Annotated in this window: 21 protein-coding genes and 1 pseudogene; 9 read left to right on the top strand and 13 right to left on the bottom strand. The window is 42.7% G+C overall.

The features are described from left to right. Nucleotides 1–126 precede the first annotated feature (126 nt). The 4 genes from asnS to K1I44_RS00095 all read left to right on the top strand — a co-directional run bounded on the left by asnS (nt 127) and on the right by K1I44_RS00095 (nt 3,314). Nucleotides 127–1,419, top strand: coding sequence for an asparagine--tRNA ligase (gene asnS, locus K1I44_RS00110; RefSeq protein ID WP_219984908.1), 1,293 nt, complete (start codon nt 127–129; stop codon nt 1,417–1,419). 67 nt (nt 1,420–1,486) lie between these two features. Further along, a complete protein-coding gene (locus K1I44_RS00105) occupies nt 1,487–2,158 on the top strand; it encodes a DnaD domain-containing protein (RefSeq protein WP_003394613.1) in 672 nt (223 codons plus the stop codon). A 13-nt stretch (nt 2,159–2,171) separates the two neighbouring features. Then, nucleotides 2,172–2,822, top strand: a complete 651-nt coding sequence (gene nth, locus K1I44_RS00100; protein WP_003394614.1) for an endonuclease III — start codon at nt 2,172–2,174, stop codon at nt 2,820–2,822. After that, on the top strand, nt 2,823–3,314 hold the full coding sequence (locus K1I44_RS00095; RefSeq protein WP_219984907.1) for a YpoC family protein: 492 nt from the start codon (nt 2,823–2,825) through the stop codon (nt 3,312–3,314). It begins immediately after the preceding gene. Nucleotides 3,315–3,337: 23 nt separating this feature from the next. Here the strand turns inward: K1I44_RS00095 and K1I44_RS00090 are convergent, their stop codons facing one another. Then, nucleotides 3,338–5,923: a transglycosylase domain-containing protein gene (locus K1I44_RS00090; RefSeq protein ID WP_219984906.1), complete on the bottom strand. Its 2,586-nt coding sequence runs from the start codon at nt 5,921–5,923 to the stop codon at nt 3,338–3,340. A gap of 15 nt (nt 5,924–5,938) precedes the next feature. Beyond that, the gene (gene recU, locus K1I44_RS00085) at nt 5,939–6,538 is read right to left on the bottom strand and encodes a Holliday junction resolvase RecU (RefSeq protein ID WP_003394620.1); all 600 of its coding nucleotides are present in this window, start codon (nt 6,536–6,538) and stop codon (nt 5,939–5,941) included. A gap of 467 nt (nt 6,539–7,005) precedes the next feature. On the opposite strand from recU, the gene K1I44_RS00075 reads away from it, so the two are divergent. Further along, nucleotides 7,006–7,209: a hypothetical protein gene (locus tag K1I44_RS00075; RefSeq protein ID WP_219984905.1), complete on the top strand. Its 204-nt coding sequence runs from the start codon at nt 7,006–7,008 to the stop codon at nt 7,207–7,209. 25 nt (nt 7,210–7,234) lie between these two features. Here the strand turns inward: K1I44_RS00075 and K1I44_RS00070 are convergent, their stop codons facing one another. Next, nucleotides 7,235–7,402 (bottom strand): hypothetical protein, encoded by a 168-nt coding sequence (locus K1I44_RS00070; RefSeq protein ID WP_003394625.1) that lies wholly within the window; start codon nt 7,400–7,402, stop codon nt 7,235–7,237. 60 nt (nt 7,403–7,462) lie between these two features. Further along, complete coding sequence (locus K1I44_RS00065) at nt 7,463–7,675, bottom strand: YppF family protein (RefSeq protein WP_003394628.1); 213 nt, start codon at nt 7,673–7,675, stop codon at nt 7,463–7,465. A 152-nt stretch (nt 7,676–7,827) separates the two neighbouring features. Between K1I44_RS00065 and K1I44_RS00060 the strand changes: the two genes are divergently transcribed. Beyond that, nucleotides 7,828–8,151 carry a YppG family protein gene (locus K1I44_RS00060; RefSeq protein ID WP_219984904.1) on the top strand — a complete coding sequence of 108 codons (324 nt, stop codon included), beginning with the start codon at nt 7,828–7,830 and terminating at the stop codon, nt 8,149–8,151. A 21-nt stretch (nt 8,152–8,172) separates the two neighbouring features. On the opposite strand, the gene K1I44_RS00055 is transcribed toward K1I44_RS00060, so the two are convergent. After that, a complete protein-coding gene (locus K1I44_RS00055; protein ID WP_219984903.1) occupies nt 8,173–8,595 on the bottom strand; it encodes an Hsp20 family protein in 423 nt (140 codons plus the stop codon). A gap of 400 nt (nt 8,596–8,995) precedes the next feature. Here K1I44_RS00055 and K1I44_RS00050 point away from each other — a divergent pair, with 400 nt between their 5' ends. Continuing rightward, entirely contained in the window at nt 8,996–10,645 is a 1,650-nt protein-coding gene (locus K1I44_RS00050; RefSeq protein WP_219984902.1) for a glycerol-3-phosphate dehydrogenase/oxidase, read from the top strand. On the opposite strand, the gene K1I44_RS00045 is transcribed toward K1I44_RS00050, so the two are convergent. The 6 genes from K1I44_RS00045 to K1I44_RS00020 form a co-directional block, all read right to left on the bottom strand. Then, the gene (locus K1I44_RS00045; RefSeq protein ID WP_219984901.1) at nt 10,646–11,434 is read right to left on the bottom strand and encodes an EcsC family protein; all 789 of its coding nucleotides are present in this window, start codon (nt 11,432–11,434) and stop codon (nt 10,646–10,648) included. 73 nt (nt 11,435–11,507) lie between these two features. Next, on the bottom strand, nt 11,508–11,933 hold the full coding sequence (locus K1I44_RS00040; protein WP_219984900.1) for an Hsp20/alpha crystallin family protein: 426 nt from the start codon (nt 11,931–11,933) through the stop codon (nt 11,508–11,510). A gap of 72 nt (nt 11,934–12,005) precedes the next feature. After that, nucleotides 12,006–12,266, bottom strand: coding sequence for a hypothetical protein (locus K1I44_RS00035; RefSeq protein ID WP_219984899.1), 261 nt, complete (start codon nt 12,264–12,266; stop codon nt 12,006–12,008). A 14-nt stretch (nt 12,267–12,280) separates the two neighbouring features. Continuing rightward, nucleotides 12,281–13,246 (bottom strand): hypothetical protein, encoded by a 966-nt coding sequence (locus tag K1I44_RS00030; protein ID WP_219984898.1) that lies wholly within the window; start codon nt 13,244–13,246, stop codon nt 12,281–12,283. Nucleotides 13,247–13,291: 45 nt separating this feature from the next. Then, nucleotides 13,292–14,383 carry a diguanylate cyclase gene (locus tag K1I44_RS00025; protein ID WP_003394644.1) on the bottom strand — a complete coding sequence of 364 codons (1,092 nt, stop codon included), beginning with the start codon at nt 14,381–14,383 and terminating at the stop codon, nt 13,292–13,294. A 72-nt stretch (nt 14,384–14,455) separates the two neighbouring features. Beyond that, nucleotides 14,456–15,688, bottom strand: a complete 1,233-nt coding sequence (locus K1I44_RS00020) for an aminopeptidase (RefSeq protein ID WP_219984897.1) — start codon at nt 15,686–15,688, stop codon at nt 14,456–14,458. A gap of 117 nt (nt 15,689–15,805) precedes the next feature. On the opposite strand from K1I44_RS00020, the gene K1I44_RS00015 reads away from it, so the two are divergent. Further along, entirely contained in the window at nt 15,806–16,237 is a 432-nt protein-coding gene (locus tag K1I44_RS00015) for a hypothetical protein (RefSeq protein WP_219984896.1), read from the top strand. Next, nucleotides 16,234–17,355: a glycerate kinase gene (locus K1I44_RS00010; RefSeq protein WP_219984895.1), complete on the top strand. Its 1,122-nt coding sequence runs from the start codon at nt 16,234–16,236 to the stop codon at nt 17,353–17,355. Before K1I44_RS00015 ends, K1I44_RS00010 begins: the two co-directional genes overlap by 4 nt. Before the next feature lie 15 nt (nt 17,356–17,370). On the opposite strand, the gene K1I44_RS15580 is transcribed toward K1I44_RS00010, so the two are convergent. Both K1I44_RS15580 and K1I44_RS15575 read right to left on the bottom strand, forming a co-directional pair. Continuing rightward, the gene (locus K1I44_RS15580; protein WP_483297866.1) at nt 17,371–17,928 is read right to left on the bottom strand and encodes a methyl-accepting chemotaxis protein; all 558 of its coding nucleotides are present in this window, start codon (nt 17,926–17,928) and stop codon (nt 17,371–17,373) included. A 201-nt stretch (nt 17,929–18,129) separates the two neighbouring features. Then, nucleotides 18,130–18,660 (bottom strand): annotated as a pseudogene (locus K1I44_RS15575) (protoglobin domain-containing protein); the annotation flags it as partial. Nucleotides 18,661–18,919: the final 259 nt, after the last annotated feature.

Here is an 18,919-nt window from a genome sequence, read left to right as displayed (position 1 = left end):
TCGACTAGCCCTTTCTTTCAAATATGTACGTTTGGATAACAAAAAGGATCATCTTGCGTTTTTTTGTCGAAATGTATTAATATTGATGATGTACATAATAGTTGAACGTCTTTGGAGGGACTTTTTGTGAAAACGACAATTGCAGAAGTACATAAATATGTAGGACAAGAAGTAACGATTGGTGCTTGGCTTGCTAACAAACGGTCGAGCGGAAAAATCGCTTTTTTACAATTGCGTGATGGCACAGGCTTTATTCAAGGAGTTGTGGAAAAAGCGCAAGTGAACGAAGATGTATTTCAGGCGGCAAAAAGCATGACGCAAGAAAGTTCGCTCTATGTCACAGGTGTAGTGCGTGAAGATGCACGTTCTCCATTTGGATACGAGCTTTCCGTCACAAACATTGAACTCATTCACATGGCTGTTGATTACCCAATTACACCAAAAGAGCATGGCATTGAGTTTTTAATGGATCATCGCCACTTATGGCTTCGCTCGAAACGTCAACATGCCATTATGAAAATTCGTAACGAAGTCATTCGTGCGACGTATGAATTTTTTAATGAAAACGGCTTCGTGAAAGTTGATCCACCGATTTTAACGGGAAGTGCACCGGAAGGAACGACGGAATTGTTCCATACGAAATATTTTGATGAAGATGCATACCTTTCTCAAAGCGGACAGCTATATATGGAAGCAGCAGCGATGGCGCTCGGCAAAGTATTTTCATTCGGTCCGACGTTTCGTGCAGAAAAATCAAAAACGCGCCGTCATTTAATTGAGTTTTGGATGATTGAGCCGGAGATGGCGTTTTATCAATTTGAAGATAATTTGCAAGTGCAAGAACAATACGTCTCTCATATTGTGCAGTCCGTATTAAAACGTTGCCAACTAGAGTTGAAAACGCTCGGACGCGATACGTCTAAACTAGAAAATGTAAAACCGCCATTTGCGCGCATTACGTATGATGAAGCGATTCAACTTCTTCATGAAAAAGGGTTTAATGATATTCAATGGGGCGATGACTTTGGTGCACCGCATGAAACAGCCATTGCAGAAAGTTTTGATAAACCAGTATTTATTACGCATTATCCAACGACGTTAAAGCCGTTTTATATGCAGCCAGATCCAAATCGCCCAGAAGTTGTTCTTTGTGCGGATTTAATCGCTCCAGAAGGATATGGCGAAATTATTGGCGGTTCGGAACGTATTCATGATTACGATTTGTTGAAACAACGTTTAGAAGAGCATCAACTTTCGCTTGATGCATACAAATGGTATTTAGAGCTTCGTCAATATGGCTCTGTACCACATTCTGGATTCGGACTAGGACTTGAGCGGACCATTGCTTGGATTTGTGGCGTTGAACATGTTCGTGAAACGATTCCTTTCCCACGTTTATTAAATCGTTTATATCCATAAACAACAAATCCCCCGTGCCGACATGGGGGATTTGTTTTATGGTATAATAGGGCGTGAGGTGTTTAACATGAACAATGAAATGATTCGTTTTTTTCGTGAAGGAAGTGTCGCGATTCCGCGACTATTATTAACGAACTATAAAACGCTTGGGTTAAATGAAACGGAGTTTATGTTGTTGTTGCACATCCATTCGTTCGTCGAGCAAGGCATTTCATTCCCAACGCCAGATGAAATTGCGGCACGCATGACCATTTCTCCAGAAGTGTGCATGCAACAATTGCGCAAGCTTGTGCAAAAAGGATTTATAACGATTGAAGAGCGCATAGAGAATCATATTCGCAGCGAGCGTTATTCGCTTGATCCGCTCTGGGAAAAACTAATTCGCACCGTTTTTCAAGGACAAAAGCAAGACGAGCAGCACGAGGAACAGTTATATACCGTTTTCGAGCATGAGTTTGGGCGTCCGCTTTCACCGATGGAATGTGAAACGTTGGCGATGTGGATGGATCAAGATGAGCATGATCCTACGATCATTAAAGCTGCATTGCGTGAAGCCGTGCTATCAGGAAAATTAAATTTTCGTTACATTGATCGTATTTTATTTGAATGGAAAAAGAACGGCATTAAAACGATTGAACAAGCGCAGCAACATGCGAAAAAGTTCCGAAAAAACCAGGGTAAGCAAAGCGAACCGTATAAACCAACCGTTCCTATTTATAATTGGCTTGAACAGTCGTAGAAAGGATGGTTATATGTTGACGAAGCAGCAAATTCGTTTCTGTTTAGATGAAATAGCAAGCATGTTTCCAAACGCGCATTGTGAGCTTGTTCATCGCAATCCGTTTGAGCTATTAATCGCGGTCGTTTTATCGGCGCAATGCACAGACGCGCTCGTCAATAAAGTGACAAAGCAGCTGTTTGAAAAATATAAAAGGCCGGAAGACTACATCGCTGTGTCGTTAGAAGAGCTTCAACAAGATATTCGTTCGATCGGGCTATATCGCAATAAAGCGAAAAATATTCAACAATTATGCCGTATATTACTTGAGCAGTATCATGGGGAAGTCCCGCAAAGTCGCGATGAATTAATGAAGCTCCCAGGTGTTGGTCGCAAAACGGCGAACGTTGTCGTGTCTGTGGCGTTTGGCGTTCCTGCCATCGCTGTCGATACGCATGTTGAGCGTGTAAGCAAGCGGCTCGGTATTTGTCGTTGGAAAGATTCAGTGTTAGAAGTGGAAGAAACGTTAATGCGTAAAATTCCGAAAGAAGAATGGTCGGTGACCCATCATCGCCTTATTTTTTTTGGACGCTATCATTGCAAAGCTCAATCGCCAAAATGTCATATTTGCCCGCTCCTTCATCTTTGTCGGGAAGGAAAAAAACGGATGAAAGGAAAGATGTAAATGATCGTTCCACATACGTTTCAGCATCCGCTTTTTTTTACGACTAATTTTGTGGCCGTTCCTCCGCTTCAACCGTTTCCGCTTATGATGAAGCACGTGCCGTTTTATTATGATATGACGCAAGAGGAAAAGCCGTGGCAACAAAAAGAGCAAGCTATTCCCGCTATATTCAGCTTGTGGGAGGAAGAGAAAAAGGATCTCATTCCGCTGTTTGCGGCACGGCAACCGAAACAAGCGAAAGACGCGATGGTTCGAGGACTAAGCTATTTTTTATGTGCGTTATGTTGGCTTAATGGACGAGCGGTCAACAACGTGAATGGTTGGGAAAAGGAAGTGGAATCGTTATTGCTTCGGCCACTTAATGTCGTTGATCGTCTCTCGTTTATTTTCGCGCGCCCCGCGCTCCATCATTCGTTCGTTCAATTGGATGAGTTATTTATTGAATTAACAAAACTGTTTTACAAGCAACTCGCGAAACAAAAAAGAGACTGAGAAAATACCCAGTCTCTTTTTTGTTATTGCCGATTTGCTGCACCGCCATTGTTTCCGTTTCTTTGTTCGTTATTCGTCCCGGTTGGATCGTTCGGGTTTGTCGGGTTTGTCGGGTTTGTCGGATTTGTCGGATTTGTCGGCGTCCCCGGATTGCCTTGGTTCGGCTCGTTCGGATTTGTCGGATTTGTTGGCGTCTCCGGGGTGTCTTCGTTTCCCGACTGTCCTGGTGCTTCATTTTCTTCTGGCTGTTGAGGCTCTTCTTTCGGAATTTGAACGAGCGCTGTAGCAGGAGCGCTACGCGTTCCATCTGCTGTTACAACGTATACTTCAAATAAGTATACCGAACCTTCTTTTGCCTCAACGGTAAGCTGTGAATCTTTTGTCGTCGCGATAACGGTTGGGGTGCGCCCGTCTATCGTTTGTCGCACTTCAAACGACGTATCTTTTTCTGGATCGATTGTATACGACCATGATAACGAAATCGTTTTTGTCGTCGGATCGTATTGTGCGCGCAAGTCTTTTACTGGTTCTACAACTTCAGGCTCATCTTGGGCAACTTCATTCGGCTCTTCATATCCGCGGACGAAATATTCATACGTAATTTCGTTTTTCGGCGTATGTTCGCTCGCTAACTTTGGTGGATTTGTCCCTTTTTTTACAGCGAGCTTGACAACGCTTTTCGGCTGTTTAAAATCGCCTCCGCTGCCGTCATCAATGTGAGAAATGACGCGTTTAAACAGTTGTTTTGCATATTGTTGTTCAGTTTTTGATAAATATGCTTCGCTACTTTTTTTGCTGAAACCTGTCCAAATGGCCGCTGTATAGTTTGGCGTATAGCCGACGAACCAGCTGTCAGGTACTGCCCCTCTCGCAAGCCCATATTTTCGACGATCTTTTTCATCATAGTTTGTCGTTCCTGTTTTCCCAGCGATATGAAGACCTGGTACGTTTGCTGCTGTCCCTGTTCCAGATTGCACGACCGTTTTTAACATATCAGTAATCATAAACGCTGTATAGTCTTTCATCGCTGCTTTTGGCTCCGGGCGAAGATCCATTTCTGTTCCATCTGGAAATACAACTTTTTTCACTGCATGCGGTTCAATGTAAACTCCGTTGTTTCCGAATGCGCTATATGCTCCCGCCATTTGTAAAGGGGAGACGCCTTTCCCAACGCCGCCAACGGCATACGCCTCATGCACTTCGTCAAAGCCCATACCGAGCTTATTCGCAAATTCTTTTGCTCGCTCTAATCCAACTTCTTGAAGCGCCTTTAATGCCGGGATGTTACGTGAACGAGCGAGGGCAGTCCGCATCGACATTTGGCCTTCGTATTTGCCGTCCCAGTTTTTAATTGGCGTACCGTCCGAATATTGATATGGTTCATCTTTTAATTGATGGTACGTTGACCATTTTAAATATTCAATGGCCGGGCCGTAATCAATAATTGGTTTAATCGTCGATCCTGGCTGCTTCCGTGTATCTGTTGCATAGTTGAACCCGAATGTTACACCTTCTTCTTTTCGGCCACCGCCGAGGGCACGAATTTCACCTGTTTTTGTATCTACAACCGCAATGCCAGCCTGAAAATCTGTTTTGTTTGTGCGAATGACTTCATTGGAATTCAACAACTGTTCCACGTATGATTGAGCGTTCGGATCTAGCGTTGTATAAATGTGCAATCCAGCCGTAAACACGTCTAAACCTGTTTTTTCTGTTACTTCGTCAATGACTTGATCAATAAATGAATCATACGGAATATCGCTTTGCTGCTTATTCTCAGTTAATAGTGATTGAACAGGTACTTTTTTCGCTTCCTCTGCTTCTTCTTTCGAAATAAATCCGTGCTTTACCATTAGCGATAACACTGTGTTTCGACGTTTTTCAGCTGCCTCAGGATGTGTGAACGGGTTGTAATTGTTTGGGCTTTGTGGAATGCCGGCGAGCAATGCTGCTTCTGGAAGCGTTAATTGCGACAAGTCGCTCTTTCCAAAGTACGTTTCCGCCGCTTTAGCGACACCGTATGCTCGGCTTGAATAATAAATTTTGTTTAAATACATCTCTAAAATTTCATGCTTTGAATATTTTTGCTCTAGTCGAATCGCAAGCCATAACTCTTGCACTTTACGCTTCAACGTTTTTTCAGGCGTTAAAAAAGAAAGTTTTACGACTTGTTGTGTAATTGTGCTCCCACCTTCTGCTCCAAACCCTTCTCGAACGTTAGCTAGTACCGCTCCAAAAAAGCGCACAATGTCAAATCCGTGATGTTTATAGAAGCGCGCATCTTCTGTAGCGAGCACAGCTTGTTCAAGCACTTTTGGAATATCGTTATACGATACGTAAATTCGTTTTTGTTGTCCTAGTTCTGCCACTTTTTGTCCGTTTCCATCGTAAACGATCGAAGCTAAAGGATCGCGCAACAACGTCTCATCGAGCGGTGGAGCGTCTTTAATCATCCAAGCAAACGCCGCCACGCCCGAGAACATCCCGATCGTCATAATAAGCAACATGATAAGCACAATTTTTTTCATAATCGATCGCCCCCGTTCGCGCGGACGTTGTTTTTTTTGTTCTGCCTGTTTTCGTTCTGTTCGTGAACGATAATTCGCCATATCGTTCCTCCTATTCTAAAAATATAGTTTGTCCACAATATGAATATAATCGATTCGTGGGTGATAGCCAAGCGGAATGAGATGGCCGCGCTGTTCGACTTCCGCTTTTGTAATCGATTTACGACCACCTTTTTGCTTTCGCTCCCAATATTCAAGGAGGTGATGTGCGTCCAATAAATATGTTTCGTCAAACGTCGTAAAACGCAAAATCACGAAGCAAATGGCTCCGTGCGTTAACACTTGTTTTATATGTTCAATTTGGTGTTCGTGAAAGTTTTGAAGCGGAAATGATGTGCGATTCCGTGTTTCTTTCGCTTCAAAATCGATATATTTCCCACGATATATGCCGTTATAGTCTGTCGTGGACGGCTGTTTAAAATACGCCTCTTTAATGACGGCAGCACTTCGTTTTGGATAATCGACACGCACAATTTGCACAGGTGTCGGCTTTTTATGAATGACAGCAATGCCTTGAGCTAAGTAATACGTGTTTGTTTCATTTAAATCAGCCTCAAGTGTCATCCCGCGGTTCCCGTACGTATCAGGAGTACAAGCGCGCAACGTCTTTCCATCTTCTTTTTTTTCATACGTCCGCCCATTCGGATATTTAAACATATCATCCCCCCTTGAATGTTCATCATTATACCATATGTTTTTATGCTCGTCATTTGCCCGAAAATTAGAAAAAGAAAGATGCTTTGACAGGAAGATAAGAAAGTGATGTAATTGATGCGATTTCCATTTTAGGTAAAATGAATGAAGAGAAGGAAACAGGAGAGGTGTAACCTCTCCTGTTTCTTTATGTAGAAGGACGGTCTGGACCTTCTAGCTTTTTGTCGCCAAAGCCTGTTGTTTCTTCTTGTTTCGGCTTTTGTTTTTTCTTTTGTTCTTTTTTCGCCATCGGAATGCCTCCTTTCGCTTTTTTATTTTGGCCGACCGTATAAAAAACATGCGCATCTATTTGTCGAATTTTGTACGTATACGACTTTGTTTGCCGAATTTCTTCTAGTTTTGTCAATCGAGAAGGGAGGAAAGCACAGATGGCGAATGTGTATGGCAAAGGGCGAAAGGGGAGTTGGAGGATGGAACATATTCAAATGCAATTACAACAATTGTTTGATGAAATCGAACAATTAGAGAACAAATTAAAAGAGCGTACGACCGAGCAAATGAATACTCATTATGATATGCAACAACATAGTTTACAAGACATTGAACGCCAACTCGACAACATTGAACAACAAATTGAAAAAAAGGAAACGTATATGTTCGCTCCGGCGATATAACAAAAGGTGGCGCGCTGGCCACCTTTTATTCTTTCACACGTTCAATTGTCACTGGGCGATGCGTTTCGCTTCCTACCGTGTCAATGGCATAGTCGACGACTTCACGCTGTTTTGATGTTGCTGGTTGGCCATGTTTTGGCTTCTCGCTTTCATGTCCTTTTTTCTTATGGTGAAAATGAACACCACGACCCATATTTATCGGCCTCCTTTTCCATGCTATCGTCTCACTTAGCATGGCACAAGAGGGGACAAATCATTCAACATGCGATGAATATTGTTTTACACGTTCATCATCAGGCTTGTAAGCCCCGAGCTCCTCTAATTCGCGTACAAGATGACGATACATGCCAAGCGGCAATTCGTTGCGCAAATAAAGTTGGCGCGCAAAGTCAAGCAGCTCGTTTGCATCGATCGGTTCATATTGTTTCATTGCGATAAATTTGTTTTTTAATTCAACAATTGTCATAATTATTCCCTCCCCCTTTTGCACTTATCATAACATAAAAAAAGACGACATGTTAAATTCAAAAAATTGAGAATTCCGACATCAATTGACACGGTTAGTCATGAACCATTTTGCGAAAAACGAATACGATGTAGTGAAAGGGGAGAGAAAATATGTACCAGCCGTGGTCTACGATGCACACGCCACATGTAGTACCTGTTCATTATCATCCGTATTATTTCCAACCGACTTCGTTTCCTGTTCCACCAGTCGTTCCACCTGTTGCACCGACAATGTCCCCGTTCGCCCCACTTCCGTTTGTACCGCCTATGTCTCCATTCGCTCCTGCAAAGCCACCAAGCTTGCTTGAGCAATTTAAAACGAAAGAGGGGACGTACGATATTACAAAAATGATGAATACAATGGGGCAAGCAGTGCAAGTGATGAATCAAATGACTGGTATTGTAAAAGGATTAACGCAAACGTTTAAATTGTAACGTTTGCGTTTTTTCACCTACTTATTCAATTGAAATAAATGTTTTCTTTTGTGGGAGGCGAATAATGAGTTTACCATCTTGAAACGATGCTTGAATATTTGTTTGTGACACAGGATAAGGGAGGAAAATGCTTTTCGTTGCTCGCTCATACGTACGTTGGCGATGAACGAATTTGTTTTCATCATCGATCGTTTCTATTTGCTCATCGTAAACGACAGACAACAAAAGGCGAGTATCATCGACAAATTGTAAATGAATATTTTCCCGTTTCGCATTTGGAAGATGGGCGACGATGACGTATTCTTCATTTGTTTCGCGTACATCAACGCGAATATAGACGGGTGAAAATGTACGATGCACATACTCATCGAGCGTATGCAACAATTTTTTTAATGATCGATCATCGAAAAACGATTCAAACATATGAGATAAATCTTTTTTCATACATATCACTCCTTGCGACATACGTTTGTTCGTAATATATGCAGGAAAAAATAAATTGTTCGCGAAACTTTTTATGACGGCATTCGTAAATATTATGGGAAAGAGATGAGAAAGGAAGAGATCGTGTGCGTAAAAAAGAGGAGAAGAAAGAGCGGCCTAATGTGAGGAGTATTGTAAACAAATATAAAGAAAAAGGAATGAATATTAGCTTATGCAAGCCACGTTCAGCGATGAAATGGTTTTTTGTGCAAAATAGTTGCCTTTTTCCACATGTATGATACAATGAAGATAAAGTTCATATACGTCAAGAGATGTAGAGAGACCGTACATGCATAGTAAGCGAGTGCTTATTATGCTTGTTTCGGTCTCTTTTTATTTTTTGAATAAGGGAGAGATTGCGATGTTTTCTGCAAAACAGCGTATGGAAGTCGTGAACGAAATGAGCAAAACAACATATGACGTGCTCGTCATTGGAGGGGGAATTACCGGTTGTGGCATTGCGCTAGATGCGGTGACGCGCGGAATGAAAACGGCGCTCATTGAGATGCAAGATTTTGCAGCAGGAACGTCAAGCCGTTCAACAAAACTTGTTCACGGTGGTTTGCGCTATTTAAAGCAGTTCGAAGTGAAAATGGTCGCTGAAGTAGGGAAAGAGAGAGCGATTGTGTATGAGAACGGTCCGCATGTGACGACGCCAGAGTGGATGCTCCTTCCTATTCATCGCGGAGGCACGTTTGGAAAATGGAGTACATCAATTGGCTTATGGCTGTATGATCGTTTAGCTCGCGTCAAAAAAGAAGAGCGAAGAACGATGTTATCCGCACATGAAACATTGCAAAAAGAGCCGTTAATTAAACGGGATGGATTGCTTGGCGGCGGTTATTATGTTGAGTATCGGACAGATGATGCACGATTGACAATTGAAGTGATCAAAAAAGCGGTTGAGTGCGGTGCACACGCTGTAAACTATGTGCAAGCAGAATCGTTTCTATATGATGAACATGGCCGCGTCATCGGTGTCATGTGCCGCGAGCAAATGACGAACGAGTCATTTGCGGTTTATGCTAAAAAAATCGTCAATGCCGCAGGTCCGTGGGTCGACACATTGCGTGAAAAAGACGGCTCAAATGTCGGGAAGAAGTTGCGTTTGACAAAAGGCGTGCACATTGTCATTGATCAAGCGCATTTTCCGCTCAAGCAAGCAGTATATTTTGATACGCCTGACGGCCGCATGGTATTTGCGATTCCGCGCGATGGAAAAACGTACGTTGGCACGACAGATACGTTTTATGATGGGGATCGCGTCCATCCGAAAATGACAAGCGAAGATTGCGATTATTTATTGCGCGCCATTCGTTACATGTTCCCATCCGTTCATTTGACGCAACAACATATTGAATCAAGTTGGGCTGGATTGCGGCCACTCATTTATGAAGAAGGGAAAGATCCATCTGAAATTTCACGGAAAGATGAAGTTTGGCAATCGCCATCGGGTCTGATTACGATTGCCGGGGGAAAATTGACAGGTTATCGAAAAATGGCCGAAACGGTCGTCGATCTTATCGCGAAACAGCTAGAAAAGACGTATCGCCCTTGTCAGACGAAACATCTTCCTATTTCTGGAGGTGATATAGGTGGCGCAAACGAATGGCATACGTTTATAGCGGAAAAAGTGACAGAAGGAATGAGTCTCGGCTTTACCGAAGAACAAGCGAAACAGCTCATTCAACGATACGGGACGAATGTCGATCGTTTGTTTGCGTTTGCCCGCACATATGATCGAAATAGCGCGTTTCTTCCGATCGACTGGTACGTGATGTGTATGTACGCCCTTGAATATGAAATGGCAGTCACCCCGCTTGACTTTTTTATTCGCCGCACAGGGGCGCTCTTTTTCGATATTCATGCCGTTCGGCAATGGAAAGGTGCAGTCACTCAGCTTATGCAATCTTATTTCAACTGGACGGACGAACAGCGAAACGAATATGAGCATCAAGTAGACGTTGCGCTTCACGACGCAATAACTCCTTGCGACGAAGCAAAACATTAGTTAGGCGGGTTCTCCTGCCTTTTCTATTTCTTTTAGCTTTTCAATAATGCGCCGTTTACGATAAAACATTGCGCCAGCTTCAGCGATGTCGGCAATCATTGCTTGATTTGTCCACGCGCCAAACAGCATCCCTACTATTGGAATGGTTTGAAATAGCTTTTTCCAACCGTATTGGTCGCGAAATGCCCAAACGATTTCTCTCCATCCTTGCAATTGAGCAATCGTTTGTTGTTCGTTTTTCATCGACCATTCGTTTAAAACAGCTTGTTTTCCAACGACGTCCGCAAGCGCAAACTGCAGACATTTCACAATAAATAACCGTTCCTCTTTTTGATGAGGATGAAATCCGTATATGATCGCAATCTCTTGCAACGTTTTTAAAGCCGTTCCGAGAACGACAACAACGTCAAGTAATAACGTGAACGCCCCTCCAAGGCCTGTCGTTGCCCCTTGATATGTCGCGAATGTTTTACGCTTTATGATCAGTTTTTCACAGGCATCGTTCATTGTTTGTAAAGGAAGTGAGCGAACAGCATCTAACGTCACATTCCCATAAAATGATGATAAAACAGCTTTTTCATTTACTAAATATTGTCCACCTGTTTGAATATATTGTCCGAGCTCATCAAGCAATTGCGCCATTTTTTTATGTATCCATGATGGCGTTAAACGGTCAAGTAAAATAAATGGAAGACGGCTTATTTTCTCCCAAAACCAAATGTCTTTTTGTTCTTTCTCCCATTGCTCAATATGATGGAGTTGCTCAATTAAAAACGATTTATCATCCATTTCCCTCACCTCGTGTATACATACGTATGAAAAAAAGAAAGTTTCACGAAGAACACCGGCGAGTTGCCGGTGTTTAATGAAATTGTACGTCAATTCGTTTTTTGCCGTCCGCTTGGGCTTTCGGGATGCGAATTTCAAGCACCCCATTTTTATACGATGCTTGTACGTTTTCGTGCGCTGCAGGGGAAGGGAGAGGGATCGTGCGATAAAACCGCCCGTAAAACCGTTCCTGCCGATGCATATGCTCATCGTGTATATCGTGTTGTTTACGCACTTGTCCGCTAATCGACAACGTTTGATGATCAATACGAATATCGACATCTTCTTTTCGTTCTAATCCTGGGATGTCGCAAGTAACAATCATTTCTTTTTCGTTTTCATGCACATCGACCCGCGGCATACGAAAAGCGTCGTCAATATGTGAAAAAAGGGAAGGGAAGTTTGAAAACATACGTTCAACATCCCGGCGCATCACATCTAATGAACGAAATGGATCCATCGTAAAGCCTCCTCGTATCATATTCGGTACGTATTTTGTGCAAACGGCAGGATATTATACAAAAAACTTGCCTTAACGGGAAGGCAAGTTTTCCAATTGCTGTACGTATAAACGAACGAGTTCGTATTGTTGTTTCACATCAAGCGATGATGTTGCAATGCGTTTTATAGCTAATGAAAATTTTTCATAAGGCGACTTTCTTAAGCGCGGATGCGTCATTTCATCTAGTAAATCACGTCGAATGGCATCGAGTAATACGTCCTCCGCTTCATTTTCTGTTGCAGGCAATGAACGGTTCGACCATAACGACCGATATGCGTCTAGCAGCTCCAAAACAATCCCCTCCCTTAATCAATCCGTTCAACCGTTTCTGCCATTTGTAAAAACGGATCTAGTTCATTTTCTTGTTGTACAAAAATCGTCAGCCGCATCGGTGTTCCATTTTTTACGACAAACACGTATACTTCGCCATCTTCAATCGCGCTTTTATATACGTCTGATCCGTTTAAACGCGCTCCTTTCGTCCATGTTATTTTCTCGACATGTCCATCTTTACTGCTCGCTTTCACATATTGTTCGGCTTGCTCGGCGACAAGAGACCAGTCTGCCCCTTCATCAATGAGCTCGACAGTCATCGACGCTTTTTCTTCATCAAGGAAAATCATATCTTTTCCTGGCTCGATTGCCTCAGCCATATATCCGTTTAAAATATTTGCTTGAAACGGTTGATTGCTACTTTTATATGTGAAAAATTGTTCTTTCGTTTGTTCATTCGTTTCAGTCTTTTTCCGTTCGATCGTCTTGGCCATCGTCATAAACGTGTCCAACCAATTTTCTTCTTTTTTTGTAAACACCGTTAAAAACATCGGCGCATCTTCTGTTACTCCAATGACGTAAACGACACTGTCATCAACATGTGCTTCATAAGCGATCGCATTTTCAAACGGTAGTGTGCCTTCAAAAAGGACAGCTTGTTCAGATATCGCTGCTGCTCGCTCTTTTGCATACGTTTCCATTTCGTTAGATGCATCTTTCGGCAACAGCTCAATCCGCATCCATTGTTCTTGTTCACTCTCATGCATAACGACATCTTTTCCTGGTTCTTCTGCTTCTAAACTAAATTTTGGTAATAGCGAAATGCTAAACGGCTGATTTGTGCTTTCAACGAGTGTGAAGTCAACTGGCGTTTGTTCTTTTGTTTGCTCTTTATTCGCAACTGGTTGTTTGGCCGGTGCTGTTGTTTGCTCGCTGCAGGCAGAAAGCAAAGCGACAGCCGCTACGATGCTTATCCATAACTTCGACTGTTGTTTCATCTTTGTCGCTCCTTTAATTGTTTTTACTTTTATTGTCGTATAGTTTTACGTTTCATGCAAGTATTCCTTTTTATACACGACCGTTCGATTTCGTCCTTGTTTTTTCGCCTCATATAAAGCAATGTCTGCTTGTTTAAACAAATCCGTTTCATTTGCTGCAAACGTCGGGAAAATTGAAATGCCGATGGAAACGGTAATATGGACCGTCTGTTTTTGTAATAAAAAGGGGTGATGCTCAATTGTAGTGCGCAACTGTTCGGCAAATTGGAACGCTTCCTGCTCACAACCCGACAATAAAAATGAAAACTCCTCGCCACCATTGCGAAAAGCTAACCCATGCTTCGGAGTAAGTGAACGAATGAGTTCGCCAAGGTCGCGTAAAATGATGTCACCGCCATCATGTCCATATAAGTCGTTAATGAACTTAAAGCGGTCAATATCAAATAAAATGAGCGATAAACAACTGTTTTTTTGCTTCACTTGTGCTATGTTTTCATGCAGTAGTGTATGAAACTGGCGAACGTTATACAGCCCGGTTAAGAAGTCGGTCGTTGCCCAAGTTTTATAATGTTGCAATAAATGTTTAGATTGGCGAATATCTTTGCAAATATGAGCGGCGATATATGTGGCGATCATCGAGATGGGCCAAAAAACAAATAGCGTTTTCATGTAAATGTCGAGGTCTCGCACATTAATAAATAACGCAAGCGAAATGAAACACATGCTGTAGACGTTCATCCAAAACGTTGTCATCAGTAGATGTTGCTTTAGCGAGCGGCTCATTAGTCCACAGCCGATTGCAATAATAAGCGAGATAAAAAAAGATGTGATGGATGCAGATACATTGCCGAATAAAAATCGTCCTGTTCCCATCATCATGCCTGCTGCGAGTGCGCTTGGCATACCTCCGTAGTAGCTAATGATCACGAGCGGAACGTGGCGCAAGTCCGCAATCACTCCATGTTCGAGCGGAATCGAAAAAAACATGAGCACGAGGCTAAGTAAACCGCAAGAAACCCCTGCGAGTAGGCGTATATGAAAAGGGGACTGTTTATGAATAGTTGCAGGAAAAAATTTGCTAATTAAATAAAAACCAGCAATCAGTATGCCGCTATTTGCGATAAACTGCTTGATCATCGTCCGCTCCTCCTTCCTTTAGCCAATATATGCGGACGAGAAAAAATGTTGCGGACAAACGCCGCAACATTTTTAAATCGAAATGGCCCACTCGCCGTTTCGCATAATCGGCTCGCGAACACCGTCTTTTGTGACGCCGTCGACGTTCAATTCATGAGAACCGATCATAAAATCTTCATGCACTAAACTATCGTTCGCCCCACGCTCAAGCAACTCTTCGGTGCGCATATGTGTTCCGTTTTCGATATTTGTCGGATATGCCTTTCCGAGCGCTAAATGCGACGCCGCGTTTTCATCAAATAACGTATTATAAAATACGAGATTTGATTGTGAAATAGGTGAGCGGTGTGGAACGAGCGCAATTTCTCCTAATCGGCGAGCCCCTTCATCTGTATCAAGTAAATGTTTTAACGTGTCATAGCCGACTTCTGCCGTAAAGTCAACGACTTTTCCATCTTGAAATGTAAGCGTAAAGCCGTCAATAATATTGCCGCCATAGTTAAGCGGTTTCGTATTTCGAACGACCCCGTTCGTTCCATCTTTATGAGGCATCGTAAATACTTCTTCGGTTGGTATGTTTGGATTAAATATAATGCCATCTGTGCTCTTCGCTGCACCGCCAGCCCAAATATGCCCATCTGGAAGCTCCACCGTTAAATTTGTTCCTGGCCCGTTATAAATGAGCTGTTTATATTGCTTATTGTTTAAATAATCAACGATGCGAGCTAATTTTTCATTGTGCGCTTTCCATGCTGCAATCGGATCGTCTTGATCGACGCGCGTCACTTGGAAAATGACATCCCATAATGCTGCCATTCCTTCTTCTTCGCTCATATGTGGGAACACTTTTTTTGCCCATGCTGGTGTCGGCACAGCAATTAATGACCAACAGTTATGATCGGCCATTAGGCGACTACGGTAGTTTTGCAGCGCCACGTTTGTTGCTTTTGTTGCTGCAGCTACCCGTGAAGGATCAATATCTTTTAATAAATCTGGATTTGGTGCATAAATGCTTAAAAACGCCCCACCTTTTTCGGCCACTTCTTCCCGTCCTTTAGCAAGCCATGATGGGTATTCATGAAGTGCTTCTTCGGGCGCATGTTTAAACTTTATGTACGTAATTTCTTCATCGCTCCACTCCACATGCACATGTTTTGCTCCTGCTTCGTATGCTTTTTGGGCGATTTTACGCACGAGCGGAGCGGACGGAAGCGGTGCGTTAATAAACAACGTTTGTCCTGGTTGAATGTTGACGCCGACACGTACAGCTAATTGTGCGTATTTTTCCAATTGTTTTTCTAACATAACAAAACCTCCTTATCGTAAAGCATACTACCATTCTAACAAAACGGATGATGTTGTGAAAACATTTTCGCCTGTATTATGATGAAGGAAGAAACATAACTAGAAAGGGAATGACTTATGGAATGTGGTGACCAACAATTATTTTATGTTGAAGGCATATTTATTCGTGCTTATGAACGAACAGTTGATGTGCAAGTGAAGGGAGAAACGCTTACGTTTACGACGAACGAGCCGATGATCGGCTTTTGTGCCGGTGACGATGTTGGGGTGGCGTTTTGCGAAATCGAAGGGGAAAAGAAACTGATTTCAATGGAACGAAAAGACGGTTCAGCACTTTCGTACGTCAATGGAGAATATTTTGCCGACATCATTTTTATTCGATGGGTAAATGAAACGTCGTTTTTATTTGATATGTATCGCTCCCCTTATCGAGATTATGAAATGATGACGACGAATGAATCGTTTTTATGTGAACGTGGAACAACGATGACTGTTTTGTTCGTTCGCCAAGACGGAAAAAATATATTGAAAAAGGTTGTTGCGAAATGAAAGTTGTCATTGCACCAGATTCATTTAAGGGAAGTTTATCGGCACATGATGTGTGTACCGTAATCAAAAAAGCGTTTTCCGATGAATATCCGGAAGCTGCAGTCACGACCGTTCCGATGGCAGACGGAGGCGAAGGGACGATGGAAGCGATCGTTTCAGCGATGAATGGCTTCGTTCAACCGGTAACGGCCCGCGGCCCACTTTTTAATACGCAGCAAGCAGCATACGGTGTTGTCGGTGATACAGCGGTCATTGAAGTAGCACAAGTCATCGGATTGCCGCTCGTTCCAAATGAAAAAAGAAATCCGCTCCATACGACAACGTACGGTGTAGGTGAAGTGATCATAGCGGCGCTTGAGGCAGGCTATCGCCGTTTTGTCATCGGGCTTGGTGGAAGCAGCACAAACGACGGAGGGTTTGGGATGTTATGTGCACTTGGTGCAACATTTACAAACGCATACGGGGAACGGTTGCCCCCGATGCCGTCTTCGCTACCTCATATTGCACACGTCGATATGACATCGGTTGACCGACGTGTGTATGAAAGTGAGTTTCTCGTTGCTTGTGATGTCGATAATCCGTTGTATGGCGAGCGCGGTGCTTCACACGTATTTGGTCCGCAAAAAGGGGCGGATCGTGAAACGGTTCGCATATTAGATCAGTGGCTACATACGTATGCACAAAAAATCGAACAACAAACAAATCTTTTTTATGCACAAGAGCATGGAGCGGGAGCGGCAGGAGGATTAGGATTTGCTTTTTTATTGCTTGGTGGAAAATTAATACGCGGGGCGCAACTTGTTGGCGAGACGGTGCAACTGCCACAAAAAATGAAGCACGCTCATATCGTTATTACCGGTGAAGGACAAAGCGACGAGCAAACGTTATATGGAAAAGTACCATTTTATGTCGCGCAATTAGCGAACGAATATCACGTTCCTGCCTTTTTGCTGTCAGGAAGTCTCGGTGACGGCTTTGACAAGCTATATGCATATTTCGTCAGCTGCGATGCGATTGCGACAAAGCCGATGACGTTAGAACAATGTATGCGTTCAGCAACCACCCTTCTTTATACGAAAGCACGCAACATCGCTCGAATAATTAAGCGGTTTTCTTAGTCGAAAACCGCTTGATTATGATTCTGCCTGTTCTACTAATTCGGTAGATAAGGAAGATAAGTGTTTCATGACGCGATGAATGTCTTCAATAGAGCGTAAAATATAATCGATTTGTTGTTGGCTTTCCCTAAACAGGTCAATATGGTGGTCGAGCTCCATTTTCGAAGCGACCATCGTCCCTTTTGTTTGCTCCATTTGACTAGCTGCTTCTTCTGCGATATGGCTCATCCCGTTCATTTTTTGTACAAGTGACTCGACTTGTCGATAATTCGTTTCGATCCCTTCAATAATGTCTGTACTCATTTGTTTTGTATATTCTGCTAGCTTTCGAACTTCATCTGCTACGACAGCAAAACCTTTTCCTGCTTCCCCCGCTCGTGCTGCTTCAATCGCGGCATTTAAAGCAAGTAAGTTCGTTTGATCAGCAATCGCTTGAATTTGAGAAGATGTATTTCGAATCATGTCTGATGAATTTGACAAATTTTTTAAGATAGAGAGCACATCGTTCACTTTATTGACTACTTCATCAAACGTTTTGCGCGTTTGCTCGACTTGATGTTCTGTTGTGTTCATGAGAGCGGACAAGTTTTGGCTACTTCGTTCTGTCATTTCTGTTTGTGTTCGTACATGTTTCGCCTTTTCTTCTGCTTCACTTAACCCTGCTTCTGTTTGCTCAATCGAAGCAGCAAGCTGTTGCCCCATATCGTGCAACCGTGAATGGATCGTGGCTTGTTTTTGATTTAATTGTTCTAGCTCGTTCATTCGATCATCCATGTAGGCACTCATAATGATTTGCGAATCGAAATTAATAAGATGAAAAAGGGCAACGAGCGTATGCGTCCATTTATCGAGGCGACCTTCTTGTTGCGCATATCGTAATAAATGTGGAATAAGCGATGTAGCGATTGCCTCGTACGTCGCAATCATCCATTCGATCGGTAAGCCACGCTCATGATGATTGCTGCCTAGCCGTTTACGAAAAACGATGTAATCATCATTAATTGTCGCAGAAAGTAAAGAATCAATATATTGGATAAAAACGTGTTTCAAACGTTCTCGCGTCGTTTTGGAGCTCGCGATCGATTGTAATAGTGGGAACGAATACAAATGATTAAGCACATCGTCAATCACCTCATCGATATGCTCCATTACGAGCGGCTTCACTTCGCGTAATAGTTGTAAATGCCCTTCTGTCACCCCCATGTAGCGTAATCGCTCTTTTATATCATCCGCTGTATGTACGAAGGCAACTCGCTCATCTAAGTGAAAAGGTAAAAGTGTTTGCTTCCGTTTAGAAAAAAACATAAAAACTCACTCCCTCTAAAAATGTTGATATATCAAGGTTTCTTGGCATCTTAGGGGTGCCAAAAAAATATTTTTCGACAAAACTCATCACATACTTTTTCATTTTTGTTTATATCTAACAACCCATAGGTACGCTTCGCGACCACTGGTTATTTTTGTATGTTAAAACCAATGGAAAATACATATGCGATGCACCTTGGATCTCTGCATTGCTGATGAGGACGAACCCTCCCATGTCTCTGGGCATCCTTGTGCCAAC

Source organism: Anoxybacillus sp. ST4 (assembly GCF_019448545.1).
Taxonomy (GTDB): Bacteria; Bacillota; Bacilli; order Bacillales; family Anoxybacillaceae; genus Anoxybacillus; species Anoxybacillus pushchinoensis.
This window is presented reverse-complemented; position numbering and strand designations above follow the sequence as displayed.

What these genes read in the sequence shown, in the direction of transcription:
- nth (WP_003394614.1), top strand. Translation starts at nt 2,172, where the DNA reads ATGTTGACGAAGCAGCAAATTCGTTTCTGTTTAGATGAAATAGCAAGC.
- K1I44_RS00075 (WP_219984905.1), top strand. Translation starts at nt 7,006, where the DNA reads ATGGAACATATTCAAATGCAATTACAACAATTGTTTGATGAAATCGAA.
- K1I44_RS00015 (WP_219984896.1), top strand. Translation starts at nt 15,806, where the DNA reads ATGGAATGTGGTGACCAACAATTATTTTATGTTGAAGGCATATTTATT.
- K1I44_RS00060 (WP_219984904.1), top strand. Translation starts at nt 7,828, where the DNA reads ATGTACCAGCCGTGGTCTACGATGCACACGCCACATGTAGTACCTGTT.
- K1I44_RS00105 (WP_003394613.1), top strand. Translation starts at nt 1,487, where the DNA reads ATGAACAATGAAATGATTCGTTTTTTTCGTGAAGGAAGTGTCGCGATT.
- K1I44_RS15580 (WP_483297866.1), bottom strand. Translation starts at nt 17,928, where the DNA reads ATGAACACAACAGAACATCAAGTCGAGCAAACGCGCAAAACGTTTGAT.
- K1I44_RS00030 (WP_219984898.1), bottom strand. Translation starts at nt 13,246, where the DNA reads ATGAAACAACAGTCGAAGTTATGGATAAGCATCGTAGCGGCTGTCGCT.
- K1I44_RS00040 (WP_219984900.1), bottom strand. Translation starts at nt 11,933, where the DNA reads ATGGATCCATTTCGTTCATTAGATGTGATGCGCCGGGATGTTGAACGT.
- K1I44_RS00055 (WP_219984903.1), bottom strand. Translation starts at nt 8,595, where the DNA reads ATGAAAAAAGATTTATCTCATATGTTTGAATCGTTTTTCGATGATCGA.
- K1I44_RS00050 (WP_219984902.1), top strand. Translation starts at nt 8,996, where the DNA reads ATGTTTTCTGCAAAACAGCGTATGGAAGTCGTGAACGAAATGAGCAAA.
- K1I44_RS00025 (WP_003394644.1), bottom strand. Translation starts at nt 14,383, where the DNA reads ATGATCAAGCAGTTTATCGCAAATAGCGGCATACTGATTGCTGGTTTT.
- recU (WP_003394620.1), bottom strand. Translation starts at nt 6,538, where the DNA reads ATGTTTAAATATCCGAATGGGCGGACGTATGAAAAAAAAGAAGATGGA.
- K1I44_RS00090 (WP_219984906.1), bottom strand. Translation starts at nt 5,923, where the DNA reads ATGGCGAATTATCGTTCACGAACAGAACGAAAACAGGCAGAACAAAAA.
- K1I44_RS00065 (WP_003394628.1), bottom strand. Translation starts at nt 7,675, where the DNA reads ATGACAATTGTTGAATTAAAAAACAAATTTATCGCAATGAAACAATAT.
- K1I44_RS00045 (WP_219984901.1), bottom strand. Translation starts at nt 11,434, where the DNA reads ATGGATGATAAATCGTTTTTAATTGAGCAACTCCATCATATTGAGCAA.
- K1I44_RS00010 (WP_219984895.1), top strand. Translation starts at nt 16,234, where the DNA reads ATGAAAGTTGTCATTGCACCAGATTCATTTAAGGGAAGTTTATCGGCA.
- K1I44_RS00020 (WP_219984897.1), bottom strand. Translation starts at nt 15,688, where the DNA reads ATGTTAGAAAAACAATTGGAAAAATACGCACAATTAGCTGTACGTGTC.
- K1I44_RS00095 (WP_219984907.1), top strand. Translation starts at nt 2,823, where the DNA reads ATGATCGTTCCACATACGTTTCAGCATCCGCTTTTTTTTACGACTAAT.
- K1I44_RS00070 (WP_003394625.1), bottom strand. Translation starts at nt 7,402, where the DNA reads ATGGGTCGTGGTGTTCATTTTCACCATAAGAAAAAAGGACATGAAAGC.